The organism is Variovorax durovernensis (assembly GCF_977011995.1).
Map to the genome: position 1 here is coordinate 5,755,502 of NZ_CDRNCW010000001.1, position 14,603 is coordinate 5,770,104.

The window sequence follows — 14,603 nt, forward strand, 5'->3', positions numbered from 1 at the left end:
GGATTCTAACCACGAACCAGTTCGCGCCGCCAAGTGTCCAGATCGGTGGTTTCCAGCTTGCCCATTTTACGAGCGGCCACCGACCCGTTCGCATTCAGCACCAGCGTGAAGGGCAGCCCGCCGCCTGTGTTGCCCAGGTTCTTGACCAGTTCCGTGCCCTGCAGACCCGCCAGGCCGGTGGGATAGGTGACCGGCGTGCGCTGCAGGAATTTGCGCACGGCGCTGGGCTGATCGATGGCCAATCCCACAACTTGCCAGCCGTTGGAACCATGTTCGCGGAAAAAGGCGTCGATCATGGGCATTTCCTCGACACAGGGAGGACACCAGGTCGCCCAGAAGTTCAGCAGCAGCGGCTTGCCGCGCAGGCTCGACAGGACGAGGTCACCGCCCTCGGGACGCTCGAAGCTCTGACCCCAGAACGCTGCATCCAGTTGCTCGCCGCTGGCCGAACTGCCGCTGCCGCGCTCCTTCCACCAGGCACCACCGAGTCCGGCGGCCGCCGCGGCAGCCGCCACGCCGGCATAGAGCATGCCGCGTCGGGTGGGCGAAGAAGTCATTCACTTGTCCTTTTCTCGTTCAATCAGTCGGCGCAATGCGGGCAGGTCGCCGCGCGGCGTGCGCCCCTGGGCGTCGGGCTTCAGGGCTCCGCGCAGGTCGTCGAGGTCATAGACCAGCAGGTGCACGCCGATTTCCTCGCCGAGCGCCCGGCTCGGGGCATGCACGCTCAGGGCCTCGACCTGCTCGCCATGAAAGCCGGTCACCATGCGGGGTTCGTAATCCACGTGGTGATCGATCAGTGCGATTTCGGCCGACTTGGAATCATCGCAGAACAATTGAATATAAATGTCTGACAGCCGGGTGGCCGTTCCGTGCCACACGGCGCCTCCGACATGCGGGCGGAAAGCGGCCATGCGCTCCATCCACTCGAGCGCCAGAAGACGCAGCGCGTGCAATTCCTGCGGCTGGGTATCGGCGCAGAACAGCTCGATGTACTCACGCACCTCGGCCTCGACTTCGTCGTTGTTCGGCAGCGGGGTACGCGCCGACAGGCCGAGGTCACGCAGTGCACGGCGCTTGGCCGGGCCGTACTCAAGCCCTTCCTCGACGACGAGACGGGCTGCGGAAGCGGCGATTTCACGCTTGGACGTGTCCATTCGGGCATTTTGCCCCCAGTGGGCTTCCCTTAGATGAACATCAGTACGAAGCGCAGGCCAAAGGCCCTGCGGCCGGGCAGGCACCGCACCTCGCTTCCCTAGAATCGACCGATGCACATTCATATCCTGGGTATCTGCGGCACGTTCATGGGCGGACTCGCCGCCCTGGCGCGCGAGGCAGGCCACCGGGTCACGGGCTGCGACGCCGGCGTGTACCCGCCCATGAGCGACCAGTTGCGCTCGCTCGGCATCGACCTGATCGAAGGCTTCGGCGCCGACCAGCTTGAACTTTCGCCCGACATGTTCGTGGTCGGCAACGTGGTGTCCCGCGTCCGGCTGCCCGACGGGAGCCCCAAGTTCCCGCTGATGGAAGCGATCCTCGACGCCGGCCAGCCCTATACCAGCGGCCCGCAATGGCTGGCCGAGCATGTGCTTCAGGGCCGCCATGTGCTGGCCGTCGCCGGCACCCACGGCAAGACGACGACCACTTCGATGCTGGCCTGGGTGCTGGAAAAAGGCGGCAAGGCGCCGGGCTTCCTGGTGGGGGGCGTGCCGCTGGACTTTGGCGTGTCGGCCCGGCTGGGCGACGGCTCGGCCTTCGTGATCGAGGCCGATGAATACGACACGGCCTTCTTCGACAAGCGCAGCAAGTTCGTGCACTACAGGCCGCGCACCGCGGTGCTGAACAACCTGGAGTTCGATCACGCGGACATCTTCGATGATCTCGCAGCCATCGAACGGCAATTCCATCACCTCGTGCGCACCGTGCCCAGCACTGGGCGGCTGGTGGTGAACGCCACCGAAGAAAGCCTGCAGCGCGTGCTGACGCAGGGCTGCTGGAGCGAGCTCGCACGCTTCGGCGCCGGCGGTGAATGGCAGGCACGAGGCCCCCACGACGCCTTCGACGTGCTGCGCCAAGGCGAGGTGGTCGGCCGGGTCGAGTGGGCGCTCTCCGGGCTGCACAACCAGATGAACGCGCTCGCCGCCATTGCTGCTGCCGATCATGTGGGCGTGCCGCCCGCCGAAGCGGCCCGCGCGCTCGGCACCTTCCGCAACGTGCGCCGGCGCATGGAGCTGCGGGGCGCCGTGGAGAGCGGCGGCGGCGCCATCACCGTCTATGACGACTTCGCCCACCACCCCACGGCCATCCGCACGACGCTCGACGGCCTGCGCAACAAGCTCGATGACGCCGGCAAGAAAAGCGAGCGCATCCTCGCGGCCTTCGAGCCGCGCAGCAACACGATGAAGCTGGGCGTCATGGCGGCGCAGTTGCCCTGGAGCCTGGAGTCGGCCGATCTGTCTTTCTGCCATACGGCCGGGCTCGACTGGGACGTCGCCGCCGCGCTGGCACCGATGGGCGAGCGCGCCCAGCTAGCAGGAGCCATCGAACCGCTGGTGGAGCAGATCGTGACCGCGGCACGGCCGGGGGATCACATCGTCTGCATGAGCAACGGCGGCTTCGGCGGCGTGCACGACAAACTGCTTGCCGCGCTGAAGGCCGCGGCGGCATCATGAGCCCATGACCCTCACCCCTCTGTCCCGCGCGCACGAACTGATCGAGACCCTGAAGCTGCAGCCCCACCCCGAAGGCGGCTGGTACAAGGAAGTGTTCCGCTCGGCGGCGACCGTCTTGCCTGCCGACGGCCGTGCAAGCCGCAATGCGCTGACCAGCATCTACTTCCTGCTGGAAGCCGGCCAGCAGTCACGCTGGCACCGGGTGCTGTCGGACGAGGCCTGGGTGCATCTGGAAGGCGTGCCGCTGGCGCTCTGGACCTGCGACGCCGCGATGCGGACCGCGCCGGCCCATGTGAAGCTGGGCCCGGTCGACGCCCACGGGACGCGGCCGCAGCATGTGGTGCTCGCCGGCCAGTGGCAGGCCGCGCGCCCGATCCAGAGCCACTCGGCTGGCGACTACACGCTGGTTGCGTGCATGGTCGGGCCGGGCTTCGACTTTGCCGATTTCTCGATGGTGCCGCCCGACAGCGACGAGGCTGCATCGATGCGGCACCACTGGCCCGACCTGGCCGGCATGCTCTAGCAGAGCCCGGCGCTCAGCCCCGGCGCCGCTTGACCGCCTGCGACAGCGTGTCGAGCACCTGCACCGAATCTTCCCAGCCCAGGCACGCATCGGTGATGCTCTTGCCGTACTCGAGGCCCGACAGCTCGTCCTTGCCCGGCGTGAACTTCTGGGCACCGGCCTGCAGATGGCTTTCGACCATCACGCCGAACACGCGATTCGAACCGGCTGCGATCTGCGCGGCGACGTCCTTCGCCACGTCGATCTGCTTCTGGTGCTGCTTCGAACTGTTGGCGTGGCTGCAGTCGACCATGAGCGTGGGCGGCAGCTTGGCGGCCTGGAGGTCCTTGCAGGCCGCCTCGACGCTGGCGGCGTCGTAGTTGGGCGCCTTGCCGCCGCGCAGGATCACGTGGCAGTCGGGGTTGCCGTTGGTCTGCACAATCGCGACCTGGCCGTTCTTGTGCACCGACAGGAAGTGGTGGCCGCGCGCCGCCGCCTGGATCGCATCGGTGGCGATGCGGATGTTGCCGTCCGTGCCGTTCTTGAAGCCGATCGGCGCCGACAGGCCGGAAGCCAGCTCGCGGTGCACCTGGCTTTCGGTCGTGCGCGCGCCGATGGCGCCCCAGGCGATCAGGTCGCCGATGTACTGGGGCGAGATCACGTCGAGGAATTCGCTGCCCGCCGGCAGGCCGATGCGGTTGATGTCGATCAGCAGCTGGCGCGCGATGCGCAGGCCTTCGTCGATGCGGAAGCTCTCGTCGAGGTACGGGTCGTTGATCAGGCCCTTCCAGCCGACCGTAGTGCGCGGCTTCTCGAAGTACACGCGCATCACGATTTCCAGCGTGCCGGCGTATTTTTCGCGTTCGACCTTCAGGCGGCGGGCATATTCGAGCGCCGCGGCCGGATCGTGGATGGAGCACGGGCCCATGATCACCAGCAGCCGATCGTCCTTGCCCGCCATGATGTTGTGGATGCTGCGGCGGGTGCCTTCGATCAGGGTTTCGACAGGCGTGCCGCGGATCGGGAAGAAGCGGATCAGATGTTCGGGAGGAGGCAGCACGTTGATGTCCTTGATGCGTTCGTCGTCGGTCTTGCTGGTTTTTTCGACGTTCGCATACCAGCTGTCGCTGGCGGGGGCAGTGTTCGTGCTCATGGGTGCTTCCTTGTTGGAGTGGGTTTCGTCAGGCCATAAAAAAACCGCCGGGGGCTTGAGGCCACCGGCGGTTCTGGGAGGGTGTTCGTTTGCTTTACGCGCTCGCCTCTCGTCCGCCGGAAACCGGGAACCAAAAGTAGGCAAAGAAATAAGCGCGGAGGGCGGACATGTGGGCGGAATGTAGCACGGAAAGCAAAAGCCGGGTCAAGCGGGCGTGCGCGGCTTTGCCTAGCGGTAGCCCGATTCGTTGGGGTTGTGGATGATCCAGATCAGGTTGCCGCTGGAGAAATCGCCCATGCCGCCACCCGCGAAGATCAGCCGGCCCTGGCCCTTGTAGGTCATCTCGAAGCGGTGGCGGTCACTGCCGAAATAGAACGGAATGAAGGCCTTGCCGGTCACGTAGGCACCCTGGTCGGTCGGCTGGCCGGCAAGGTCGGTAACCTGCCGCGCGCTCATGCCGATCTGCAGCCGCGCGAACTTGCTGTTGCGCGCCGGGTTGCCGGTGATCTCGCCTTCGTAGCCGTTCAGGCCCTTGACCGTCTTGCCGCTGCCGGCTTCGACCTTTGACGAGTCGATGACGTTGCCCTGGGCGTCCATGCCGGCCTTGGCGCCGCCACGTGCCGGAGCGGCTGCAGCCGCGGGCGCTGCCTCGGGTTGGCTGCTCGAACCACCGCGCGATGCGCAACCGGCGGAGGCCAGCGCCACCACCGCGGTCACGGCCCACAGTACAGCGGGCGAATTGATCCTGCTCCCCATCGAGTTGCTCCTTGAATTCTGTCGTTCGCAAAAGGAACGCAGCTTAGCAACCGAAGGAAACAATCCGCAAGTGACGAAAGGCCTAAGCCGTTCCACCTACTGTCAGGCCGTCGATGCGCAGGGTGGGCTGGCCCACGCCCACTGGCACGCTCTGGCCTTCCTTGCCGCAAGTGCCCACGCCCGAGTCGAGCGCCATGTCGTTGCCGATCATGGTCACGCGGGTGAGCGCGTCGGGGCCGTTGCCCACGATGGTCGCGCCCTTCACCGGGTATTGGATCTTGCCGTTCTCGACCCAGTAGGCCTCGCTGGCCGAAAAAACGAACTTGCCGCTCGTGATGTCGACCTGCCCGCCGCCGAAGTTGGTGGCGTACAAACCCTTCTTGATGCTCGCGACGATTTCCTTCGGGTCCTTGTCGCCGCCGAGCATGTAGGTGTTGGTCATGCGCGGCATCGGCACGTGGGCGTAGCTCTCGCGGCGGCCGTTGCCGGTGGGCTTGACCTTCATGAGGCGCGCGTTGAGCGAGTCCTGGATGTAGCCCTTGAGGATGCCGTCCTCGATCAGCACGTTGCGCTGGCTGGCGTTGCCCTCGTCGTCGACGTTGAGCGAGCCGCGGCGGTCGGCGATGGTGCCGTCGTCGAGCACCGTCACGCCCTTGGCGGCCACGCGCTGGCCGATGCGGCCGGAGAACGCGCTGGAACCCTTGCGGTTGAAGTCGCCCTCGAGGCCGTGGCCGATGGCTTCGTGCAGCAGGATGCCGGGCCAGCCGGAGCCGAGCACCACGGTCATCTCACCGGCGGGTGCCGGACGTGCATCGAGGTTGGTCAGGGCGGCCTTCACGGCGTGGTCGACGTATTCGGCGATCTGCTCGTCGGTGAAGTAGGCCAGGCCGAAGCGCCCGCCGCCGCCGCCGGAGCCGATTTCGCGGCGGCCGTTCTGCTCGGCGATCACCGTGACCGAAAGACGCACCAGCGGGCGCACGTCGGCGGCCAGCGTGCCGTCGGCGCGTGCCACCAGCACCACGTCGTATTCGCTCGCGAGGCCGGCCATGACCTGCGCCACGCGCGGGTCGCGCGAACGCGCCAGCTTCTCGACCTTCTCCAGCAGCTTGACCTTGGCGGTGCTGTCGAGCGTGGAGATGGGGTCGATGCCGTCGTAGAGCGAACGGCTCGACGCGATCTTGCGGGTCGCCGTCTTCACGCGGCCGGTGCGGCCCGCGGAAGAAATTGAGCGCACCGTGCGCGCCGCGTCGAGCAGCGAGGCTTCGGAAATGTCGTCGGAATAGGCAAATGCGGTTTTCTCGCCGCTGACCGCGCGCACGCCGACGCCCTGGTCGATGCTGAAGCTGCCGGTCTTGACGATGCCCTCTTCGAGGCTCCAGCCTTCGCTTCGGGTGTACTGGAAGTACAGGTCGGCGTCGTCCACCCGGTGCGCGGTGATCTCGGCCAAGGCCTTGCTCAGGTGCGATTCGTCGAGTCCGAACGGCGTGAGAAGGAGCTGTTGCGCCGTGGCGAGGCGCTCGATGGTGGGTTCGCGAGAGATCATCGTCGGATTCTATGGCTCGCCCCCAGGCTGCGCGCACTTCGTGTCGCTTCGCCTTCCCCCTACCGGGGGCAACACCAGCGGCCCGGCAAAGCCGGTTCCGCGGTGTTCCTGGCATCCTCAGTTCTGCGCCAGCTTCCTGGCCCGGGCGATCGACATCAGGATCCCCAGCCCCAGCCCCAGCGTCACCATCGCGGTGCCGCCATAGCTGATGAACGGCAGCGGCACGCCCACCACCGGCAGGATGCCGCTGACCATGCCCATGTTCACGAAGGCGTAGGTGAAGAAGATCATCGTCACCGCCCCCGCCAGCAGGCGCGAGAACAGCGTGGTGGCGTTGGTCGCGATGACCAGCCCCCGGAAGATCAGCAGGATGAAGGCCGAGATCAGCGCCAGGTTGCCCATGAGCCCGAATTCCTCGGAATAGGCCGCGAAGATGAAGTCGGTGGTGCGTTCGGGAATGAACTCCAGGTGCGTCTGCGTGCCCTGCATGAAGCCCTTGCCGCCCACGCCGCCCGAGCCGATGGCGATCATGCCCTGGATGATGTGGAAGCCCTTGCCCAGCGGGTCCTTGCTGGGGTCGAGCAGCGTGCACACGCGCTGCTTCTGGTAGTCGTGCAGCACGCGCCAGTCGACGCCGTCGGCGCACAGCCGCGACTCGAAGCTCACGATCAGCGTGATGGCCACGGCGCCGATCACCACCGGCGGCACGATCAGCTTCCAGGGCAGCCCCGCGAAGAAGATCACCGCCAGGCCCGCCGCCAGCACCAGCAGCGAGGTGCCCAGGTCGGGCTGTTTCATGATGAGCCCGACAGGCACCGCCAGCAGCACCGTCGCCACCACGAAATCCAGCGGCCGCAGCTGGCCTTCGCGGCGCTGGAACCACCATGCCAGCATCAGCGGCATCGCGATCTTCAGGATTTCGCTGGGCTGGATCACCATGCCCAGGTTGATCCAGCGCTGGGCGCCCTTCTTGGTGATGCCGAAGAGCGCCACCGCCACCAGCAGCGCCACCCCCGTCACATAGAGCGGCACGGCAGCGAGCATGAGCTTCTGCGGCGGCACCTGCGCCACCACGAACATGATGAAGCCGGCCAGCAGCATGTTGCGGCCATGGTCGACGAAACGGGAGCCATGGTCGTAACCGGACGAATACATGGTCAGCAATCCGGCGAACGCGAGCAGCAGCACTGCGAAGGCCAGAAAGCCGTCGAAGCCCTGGAAGATGGGCGCGATGCGACGCGCCAGGGAGGGCTGGTTGAACACGGCAGACATGGGGGCGGATTATCCCCGCCCCGGCGCCCGCTTCAATCGAAGGCCAGCTGAACGACCGTGCGGCCCGGTCGGCTTTCGACCGCCAGGCGGGCGCCGATGGCCCCGGCGCGCTCCGCCAGCGCCCTCGGCACCTGCGAGGCATCGTAGCCCTTGCCGTTGTCGATCACCCGCACCTGCACCGTCTTGCCACGCATGTCGGCCTCGAGCCGCAGCACCGTGGCCTGGGCGTGCTGCAACACGTTCGATATGGCCTCGAACAGCAGGAACTGCAGTTGCCGCATGGTCTGGGCGTCGAGCCGCGCCACCGCGTCGACCTCTTCCACCGCCCATTCGAACTCGATGCCGGCCGCCACCAGCCGGGGCTCCAGCCGGTAGCGCAGCGCCGCGAGCAAGGCGCCGACATCGCCCGGCGGCAGGTGGATGGAGTCGATCGACAGCTTGAGCTGGTCCAGCGAATCGCGCAGCGTGCGCAGCAGGTCGCCCGGGCTGGTCTGGCCCGACTGCAGCTGCCGGATCGCCGAGCTGATGTGCGAGCCCACGCCGTCGTGCATGTCGCGCAGGATGCGCTCGCGCTCGTGAGTGCGCGCCTGGTCGCGCGCCGCGGCCTCGAGTTCCGCATAGGTCGCGGCCAGTTCGCGTTCGCGCTGGGCCACCTGCTCTGCCAGCGCCGCCACCGACCCTCGCGCCTGCGCCGTTGCCACATGGAATCGCCGCAGCACTATCAGCAGCAGGGCCACGCCGAAGAACACCGACGAATAGCGCACCCAGGTGGTCTCGCCGTAGGCGTCGCTCAGCCGTATGACCAGCCAGTCGCGCGCGGCGAACGCCACCGTCACCAGCGCGGCACCGGCCACCAGCAGTTGTTCGGTGTTCGGCCGGCGCACGGTCGCGATGGCGAAGGCGCCCACCAGCGCGACGACCAGGACGATTTCCACCGCGAGCCAGCCGGTGAGCCACATCGGCTCCTCGCGCTGCAGGGCCACCGTGGTGAAGATTGCCGTGCCGGCCACGATGGCGGCCATCGGCCAGCGCACCCAGCGGAAGCGGCGGTCGTTGCCCCAGCCGGCGATGTGGCAGCCGAACATCATCACCGAGACCACCCAGCCCGCGTAGCAGACGGCCATCAGCACGCCCCAGACGCCCCAGGTCAGCGGCGGCTCGGCGATCACGCCGTCGGCCACCCGGATGGCCCAGCAGAACTCGGCCAGCGCGGCCCAGAAATAAATGCCTTCGCGCCGCGGCCGGCCGTCGGCACCGGTTTCTACCTGCGTCAGCCAGAGCGCCAGGGCGATGCCGCCGACGATCAGGCTGAACGCGGCCAGCAGCACCGAGCCGGTGAAGCGCCAGGCGTAGGCGCTCTCGAACAGTTCAGTGCGCACCTGTGCAGCCGGGCCGATGGTCACGTGCGAGAGGCCCGCGCGCCGGCCGCTGTCGGCGCGAAGGCGGATCTGCAGGTGGTTCTCGCCCGGCTTCAGAAGGCGACCCGGCACGGGCACGTAGATCGGGGCCTTCGCGTAGTCGGCGTCGTTGCCGCGGTCCAGGTCGCCGTAGACCTGCAGCAGCGCGTCGTTGAGCTGCACTTCGAACACATTGCCCACGCGCGGAATGAAGATGCCCCACGGGGTCTGGGGCGCGGCATCGAGCGTGAACGGCAGGTCGAAGATCGCGAAGCCCGGGCGTCCTGCGTGCTGCCGGTCCCAGTGGTAGGAAAGGTCGACCGGCCCGGTGCGCGTGACGCCGTCCACCGAGGTCGTGACCGAGCCTTGCGTCAGTTCGAGCGGCTGCTCCGGCGCGCTTGCGGCCGCCATCGTGGCGATGCCCGACAGGAGCAGCGCCAACAGGAACGAAAACAGCGACGACACCAGCTTCGGCACCATCCGCGCTCAGCCCGGATGAGACAGCAGGCCGAGGCGCGTCGCTTCGAAGACAGCCTCGCTCTTGGAATGCACCGCGAGCTTTCCATAGAGGTTCTTGATATGAGTCTGCACCGTATGGACGCTCAGCCCCTTGAGCCGGGCGATCTCCGCGTAAGAGAAGCCGCGCGCGATCAGCGTCAGCACCTCGTGTTCACGTCCCGACAGCAAGCCGCGATCGGACTCCTCGGCGGGCGCCTCGGGCGCGCCGCCAGGCACTTCGGCGCCGCCGACCGCGCTCGCCGCCGACGATTGCAGGCTGCGGTATTTGGCCAGCACGCGCCGCGCGATCATGGGCGAGATCGGCGATGCGCCGGCCTTCATCTCGACGATGGTCTGCGCGATGTCCTCGGGCGCGGCGTCCTTGTGGATGTAGCCCACCGCACCGGCCTCGATGCTGGCGAGCACGTTCTCCTCGTCGCCGAAGACCGACACCACCAGCGGCTCGCAGCCGGGAAAGCGCGCGACCGCGTCGCGGATCACGTCCAGCCCGGTGCCGTCGGGCATGCCGAGGTCGACCAGCAGCACGTCGGGAATTGTTGCCGTGCGCGCCAGCCAGGCCCGCGCTTCCTGCACACTGCCTGCGCTGCCGAGCCAGAAAAGGCGTGGGCTGCGCTGCACGCTGGCCTCGAAAAAAGCGCGCGCGCGGCTGTCGTCTTCGACGACGAGCACGCCCCACCGGCGTAGCGCCCCGTCGTCCTGAGCCTCGATGTTCATAGGTATGAGCATAAGGCTCGGCGCAAATTGTTAATTCGGCAACGCCTACCCAGTTCATGGGATGCATCCTGGCAGGCACCCCACGACACTTGCGCCGCTTTTTTGCCGTATGTGCCGCATGTCGAGGTAACCCGAACGTAGGCCATTCGCACCGCGGCAAAGAGCAACATGAATACTTTAAGTCTCGATTCATGCAAGCCCTTGTGAACAGGGGCCTCCAAAGGGTTCGCGCACGCCCGGGCATGACAGGCCGAAGGACCCCGCTCGCGGGTTTTTTGTATGTTGGAAGCGGCCTCGCAAGAACAGACCTCATGCAAAATTGCCCGGTCCTCGCAAGCGTGGCGCGACGCACGCTCCTCCCGAATCTTCATCGCATGGATCCGCAAACCACTCACCTGTTGTACCTGCACGGCTTCCGCTCCTCGCCTCAGTCCACGAAGGCCCGGATCATGGCGGACCGCGTGGCGCGGCGCCACCCGAACCTGCAGTGGTGGTGCCCGCAGCTGCCGCCTTCTCCGCACGATGCGATCGACATGGTGATGAAGGGCATCGCGCACTGGCCGCGCAAGTCGATGGCGGTGGTGGGCTCTTCGCTCGGCGGCTTCTACGCGACCTACGTGGCCGGCATGACGCGCTGCCGCGCCGTGCTGCTCAACCCGGCGGTCCATCCCGCGCGCGACCTCACGCGCTACATCGGCGACCAGACCGTCTGGCACGATCCGGCCGAGCACTTCTACTTCCGGCCCGAATACATCCACGAGCTGCGCGCCATGGAAGTCGGCCAGCTCACGCGCCCCGAGCGCGTGTTCGCCATCATCGCCAAGGGCGACGAAGCCCTCGACTGGCACGAGATGTCCGCGCGCTATCCGGACAGCAACATCAAGCTGCTCGAAGGCGGCGACCATGCGCTGTCGGACTTCGACAGGGCGCACCTGGACGACGTCATGGCTTTCATCAACCCGGTCTAGGCACACCCCCAGACTTCGCGCACTTCGTGTCGCTTCGCCAACCCCCTTGCAGGGGGCGATGCCTGCGGCCCGGCGAAGCCGGTTCCGCGGCATCCTGGTATTGGATCGCATCGGTTTTCCGCGTGGGAGAATCGGAGACTATGTTTGTATTGTTTGAAGAAGCCGGCAAGTACCTCGGCGGCCGCGTGCTGTCGGAGGCCGAAGCATCGGCACAGGTCGAGCTCGACACCGGCAAGCGCGTCAAGGTCAAGGGCGCCAACATCGTGCTGCGGTTCGAGAAGCCCGCGCCCGCCGAGCTGATCGCCGAGGCGCGCACGCTCGCCGCCACCATCGACCTAGACCTCGCCTGGGAATTCGCGGCAGAAGGCGAATTCGGCTTCGCCGAACTCGCAGCCGACTATTTCAGCGACAAGCCCTCGCTCGCGCAGCAGGCCGCGGCGCTGTTCGCACTGTTCGAGGCACCGCACTACTTCCGCCGCGCCGGCAAGGGCCGCTTCAAGAAAGCGCCCGCCGAAATCGTGCAGCAGGCGCTGGCCGCCATCGAGAAGAAGAAAGCCGTCCAGGCGCAGATCACCGAGTGGGCCGGGCAGCTGGCCGAGGGCGTGTGCCCCGCGCCGGTGCGTGAGCAGCTCTACAAGATCCTGTTCAAGCCCGACAAGAACGCGCCCGAATACAAGGCCGTGGTCGACGCAGCGCGCGCCACGCAGCGCCCTCCGCTCGACCTGCTGGAACGCGCCGGCGCCATCGACTCGCCCTACCAGTTCCACTGGCGGCGCTTCCTGTTCGAGAACTTCCCCAAGGGCACCGGCTTCCCCGCGCTCGCGGCGCCCGCCATCGTGGACGACCTGCCCGTGGCGTCCGGCGTGCAGGCCTTCTCGATCGACGACTCGCAGACCACCGAAATCGACGATGCACTCTCGGTGCAGGGCCTGGGCAGCGGCACCGTCACCGTCGGCATCCACATCGCGGCGCCGGCACTCGCACTGACGCCCGGCAGCGCCATCGACAACGTGGCGCGCGCGCGCATGTCGACGGTCTACATGCCGGGCTACAAGATCACGATGCTGCCCGACGACGTGGTCAACACCTACACGCTGCTCGAAGGCGGCGACCGCCCGGCGGTGTCGCTCTATGCGCGCTTCGACGAAGCCACGCTGGAGCTGCAAGGCACCGAGACCAAGCTGGAGCGCGTGCCCATCGTCGCCAACCTGCGCCACGACCAGCTCGACACCGTCGTCACCCAGCCCTGGCTCGAAGACGCTTCGTTCCAGAGCGACAACACGCCCGAAGCCGCGGCCCAACTGCGCGCCCCGCTCTCCTTCCTGTTCCGCCTCGCGAAACAGCTGAAGGCACAGCGCGAAGTGGTGCGCGGCAAGCCCGAGAACTTCAACCGGCCCGACTACAACTTCCGCCTCGTCGGCAACGACGGCGAGCCCACCGGCAGCGAGCAGGTGCAGATCAGCACGCGCCAGCGCGGCGCGCCGCTCGACCTGATCGTGTCCGAGGCCATGATCCTGGCCAACAGCAGCTGGGGCGGCTGGCTCGGCGAACTCGGCGTGCCCGGGCTGTACCGCAGCCAGGCCAGCCTCGCGCCCGGCATCAAGGTGCGCATGGGTACGCGCGCGCTGCCGCACGCGGGCCTGGGCGTGAAGAGCTACGCCTGGAGCACCTCGCCGCTGCGCCGCTACACCGACCTGGTGAACCAGTGGCAGATCATTGCCGCCGCGCGCCACGGCAAGACCGCCGCGCTGGCCGCGCCATTCAAGCCGAAGGACGCCGACCTGTTCTCCATCCTCTCGGGCTTCGATGCGGCCTACGCCACGTACAACGCCTACCAGGGCGGCATGGAACGCTTCTGGACGCTGAAGTACCTGCAGCAGCAGGGCATCACCGAGCTCGAGGCCACCGTCATCAAGGACCTGCCCAACGGTGCGCTGGTGCGCGCCGAAACGCTGCCGCTGGTGTTCCCGGTGGCCGGCCAGCAGGAGCGCGGCGCACGCCTGCGCGTGAAGCTCGGCGAAATCGACGAGATCGCGCTCGACGTGACGGGCACGGTGCTCGAACGCCTCGACACGCCGAAGGCCGATGCGGCCGTCGACGAGGAAAGCGACGAAGAAGAAGTGGTTGCAGGCCCGATCGCCATCGCGGTCGACCTGACGGACAGCGAGGCCGCGCCCGAGAACACGCCCGCATGAGCCACCGGGCCGGTCACATGCGCCCCTCTGGAGGAGTTTAGAGAATGAACTTCAAGGACCTCAGCACGCTGCAGATCGCCCTGGGCGTGTCGGTCATCGCGCATGCCGCGCTGCTCGCGGTGCGCTTCGTCGACCCCGAGTCGTTCAACAAGGTCTTCAGCGAAACGCCGCTCGAAGTGATCCTGGTCAACAGCAAGACGCAGGACAAGCCAGACCCGAAGGCCAAGGTCATGGCGCAGACCTCGCTCGCGGGCGGCGGCGACCTCGAACAGGGCCGCGCCACCAGCCCGTTGCCGCCGTCGAGCTTCACCTCGGTGGGCGACTCCTTCGAGGATTCGCGGCGCCAGGTCGAGGCCATGCAGGCCCAGCAGATGCAGATGCTCGCGCAGCTCAAGCGCGAACTGGCCGCGATGCCGGTGCCGGACCCGCGCAATCCGGGCGACCCGACCGAAGCGGCCGCGCAAGAGGAAAAGCGGCGCCAGATGGTCGAGATACTCGCCCAGATCGAGCGCCGCGTGAACGAAGAAAACGCGCGCCCCAAGAAGCGCTACATCAGCCCGACCACGCGCGAGGCCTCCTTCGCCGTCTACGTCGACAAGATGCTTCGCCGCATCGAGGCGCGCGCCGCCGAGAACTTCCCGCAGATCGCCGGCCAGAAACTGTATGGCGAACTCAAGATGACCATGACCGTCAACTTCGACGGCAAGGTGCTCGCCGTCGACGTCGACCAGAGCTCGGGCAACATCGCGCTCGACCGCCGGGCGCAGGCCATCGTTCGCAGCGTCGGCAGCTTCGGCAAGTTCACCGACGCGATGCGCCGCGAACAGGCCGACCAGATGGTGATCCAGGGGCTGTTCCGCTTCGCGCGCGACGGCACGATGGAAATCACCTCCCAATAGCCCAGAGACGGCCGCG

13 protein-coding genes are annotated in these 14,603 nt (G+C 67.2%); 5 read left to right on the forward strand and 8 right to left on the reverse strand.

Features of this window, described 5'->3' with window-relative positions:
- Positions 1 to 5: 5 nt before the first annotated feature.
- Together ACWV14_RS27265 and ACWV14_RS27270 are read right to left on the reverse strand one after the other, a co-directional pair.
- Complete coding sequence (locus ACWV14_RS27265; RefSeq protein ID WP_454904618.1) at positions 6 to 557, reverse strand: TlpA family protein disulfide reductase; 552 nt, start codon at positions 555 to 557, stop codon at positions 6 to 8.
- Entirely contained in the window at positions 558 to 1,154 is a 597-nt protein-coding gene (locus tag ACWV14_RS27270; RefSeq protein WP_081270205.1) for a hypothetical protein, read from the reverse strand. It lies immediately after the preceding gene.
- Between the two features lie 111 nt (positions 1,155 to 1,265).
- On the opposite strand from ACWV14_RS27270, the gene mpl reads away from it, so the two are divergent.
- Both mpl and ACWV14_RS27280 read left to right on the forward strand, forming a co-directional pair.
- Positions 1,266 to 2,669, forward strand: coding sequence for a UDP-N-acetylmuramate:L-alanyl-gamma-D-glutamyl-meso-diaminopimelate ligase (gene mpl, locus ACWV14_RS27275; protein WP_454904619.1), 1,404 nt, complete (start codon positions 1,266 to 1,268; stop codon positions 2,667 to 2,669).
- A 4-nt stretch (positions 2,670 to 2,673) separates the two neighbouring features.
- Positions 2,674 to 3,192 carry a cupin domain-containing protein gene (locus tag ACWV14_RS27280; RefSeq protein WP_454904620.1) on the forward strand — a complete coding sequence of 173 codons (519 nt, stop codon included), beginning with the start codon at positions 2,674 to 2,676 and terminating at the stop codon, positions 3,190 to 3,192.
- A gap of 13 nt (positions 3,193 to 3,205) precedes the next feature.
- Here ACWV14_RS27280 and ACWV14_RS27285 read toward each other — a convergent pair whose 3' ends face one another.
- The 6 genes from ACWV14_RS27285 to ACWV14_RS27310 all read right to left on the reverse strand — a co-directional run bounded on the left by ACWV14_RS27285 (position 3,206) and on the right by ACWV14_RS27310 (position 10,537).
- Complete coding sequence (locus tag ACWV14_RS27285) at positions 3,206 to 4,324, reverse strand: 3-deoxy-7-phosphoheptulonate synthase (protein ID WP_454904621.1); 1,119 nt, start codon at positions 4,322 to 4,324, stop codon at positions 3,206 to 3,208.
- Positions 4,325 to 4,552: 228 nt separating this feature from the next.
- Positions 4,553 to 5,080 (reverse strand): hypothetical protein, encoded by a 528-nt coding sequence (locus ACWV14_RS27290; RefSeq protein ID WP_454904622.1) that lies wholly within the window; start codon positions 5,078 to 5,080, stop codon positions 4,553 to 4,555.
- Between the two features lie 82 nt (positions 5,081 to 5,162).
- A complete protein-coding gene (gene tldD / locus ACWV14_RS27295; RefSeq protein WP_422088253.1) occupies positions 5,163 to 6,623 on the reverse strand; it encodes a metalloprotease TldD in 1,461 nt (486 codons plus the stop codon).
- 117 nt (positions 6,624 to 6,740) lie between these two features.
- The gene (gene rodA / locus ACWV14_RS27300) at positions 6,741 to 7,895 is read right to left on the reverse strand and encodes a rod shape-determining protein RodA (RefSeq protein ID WP_454904623.1); all 1,155 of its coding nucleotides are present in this window, start codon (positions 7,893 to 7,895) and stop codon (positions 6,741 to 6,743) included.
- Positions 7,896 to 7,927: 32 nt separating this feature from the next.
- On the reverse strand, positions 7,928 to 9,772 hold the full coding sequence (locus tag ACWV14_RS27305) for a histidine kinase (protein WP_454904624.1): 1,845 nt from the start codon (positions 9,770 to 9,772) through the stop codon (positions 7,928 to 7,930).
- A 6-nt stretch (positions 9,773 to 9,778) separates the two neighbouring features.
- Positions 9,779 to 10,537 (reverse strand): response regulator, encoded by a 759-nt coding sequence (locus ACWV14_RS27310; RefSeq protein WP_454912802.1) that lies wholly within the window; start codon positions 10,535 to 10,537, stop codon positions 9,779 to 9,781.
- 362 nt (positions 10,538 to 10,899) lie between these two features.
- On the opposite strand from ACWV14_RS27310, the gene ACWV14_RS27315 reads away from it, so the two are divergent.
- From ACWV14_RS27315 to ACWV14_RS27325, 3 genes are all read left to right on the forward strand, one after another.
- Complete coding sequence (locus tag ACWV14_RS27315; RefSeq protein WP_454904626.1) at positions 10,900 to 11,493, forward strand: YqiA/YcfP family alpha/beta fold hydrolase; 594 nt, start codon at positions 10,900 to 10,902, stop codon at positions 11,491 to 11,493.
- A gap of 140 nt (positions 11,494 to 11,633) precedes the next feature.
- Positions 11,634 to 13,688, forward strand: a complete 2,055-nt coding sequence (locus tag ACWV14_RS27320; RefSeq protein WP_454904627.1) for a ribonuclease catalytic domain-containing protein — start codon at positions 11,634 to 11,636, stop codon at positions 13,686 to 13,688.
- A 44-nt stretch (positions 13,689 to 13,732) separates the two neighbouring features.
- On the forward strand, positions 13,733 to 14,587 hold the full coding sequence (locus ACWV14_RS27325; RefSeq protein WP_422088259.1) for an energy transducer TonB: 855 nt from the start codon (positions 13,733 to 13,735) through the stop codon (positions 14,585 to 14,587).
- Positions 14,588 to 14,603 lie beyond the last annotated feature (16 nt).

Excerpts from the sequence above, each read along its gene's own strand:
- ACWV14_RS27270 (WP_081270205.1), bottom strand. The coding sequence starts at position 1,154 with ATGGACACGTCCAAGCGTGAAATCGCCGCTTCCGCAGCCCGTCTCGTC.
- mpl (WP_454904619.1), top strand. The coding sequence starts at position 1,266 with ATGCACATTCATATCCTGGGTATCTGCGGCACGTTCATGGGCGGACTC.
- ACWV14_RS27310 (WP_454912802.1), bottom strand. The coding sequence starts at position 10,537 with ATGCTCATACCTATGAACATCGAGGCTCAGGACGACGGGGCGCTACGC.
- ACWV14_RS27290 (WP_454904622.1), bottom strand. The coding sequence starts at position 5,080 with ATGGGGAGCAGGATCAATTCGCCCGCTGTACTGTGGGCCGTGACCGCG.
- ACWV14_RS27325 (WP_422088259.1), top strand. The coding sequence starts at position 13,733 with ATGAACTTCAAGGACCTCAGCACGCTGCAGATCGCCCTGGGCGTGTCG.
- rodA (WP_454904623.1), bottom strand. The coding sequence starts at position 7,895 with ATGTCTGCCGTGTTCAACCAGCCCTCCCTGGCGCGTCGCATCGCGCCC.
- ACWV14_RS27320 (WP_454904627.1), top strand. The coding sequence starts at position 11,634 with ATGTTTGTATTGTTTGAAGAAGCCGGCAAGTACCTCGGCGGCCGCGTG.
- ACWV14_RS27305 (WP_454904624.1), bottom strand. The coding sequence starts at position 9,772 with ATGGTGCCGAAGCTGGTGTCGTCGCTGTTTTCGTTCCTGTTGGCGCTG.
- ACWV14_RS27285 (WP_454904621.1), bottom strand. The coding sequence starts at position 4,324 with ATGAGCACGAACACTGCCCCCGCCAGCGACAGCTGGTATGCGAACGTC.
- ACWV14_RS27280 (WP_454904620.1), top strand. The coding sequence starts at position 2,674 with ATGACCCTCACCCCTCTGTCCCGCGCGCACGAACTGATCGAGACCCTG.
- ACWV14_RS27265 (WP_454904618.1), bottom strand. The coding sequence starts at position 557 with ATGACTTCTTCGCCCACCCGACGCGGCATGCTCTATGCCGGCGTGGCG.
- tldD (WP_422088253.1), bottom strand. The coding sequence starts at position 6,623 with ATGATCTCTCGCGAACCCACCATCGAGCGCCTCGCCACGGCGCAACAG.
- ACWV14_RS27315 (WP_454904626.1), top strand. The coding sequence starts at position 10,900 with ATGGATCCGCAAACCACTCACCTGTTGTACCTGCACGGCTTCCGCTCC.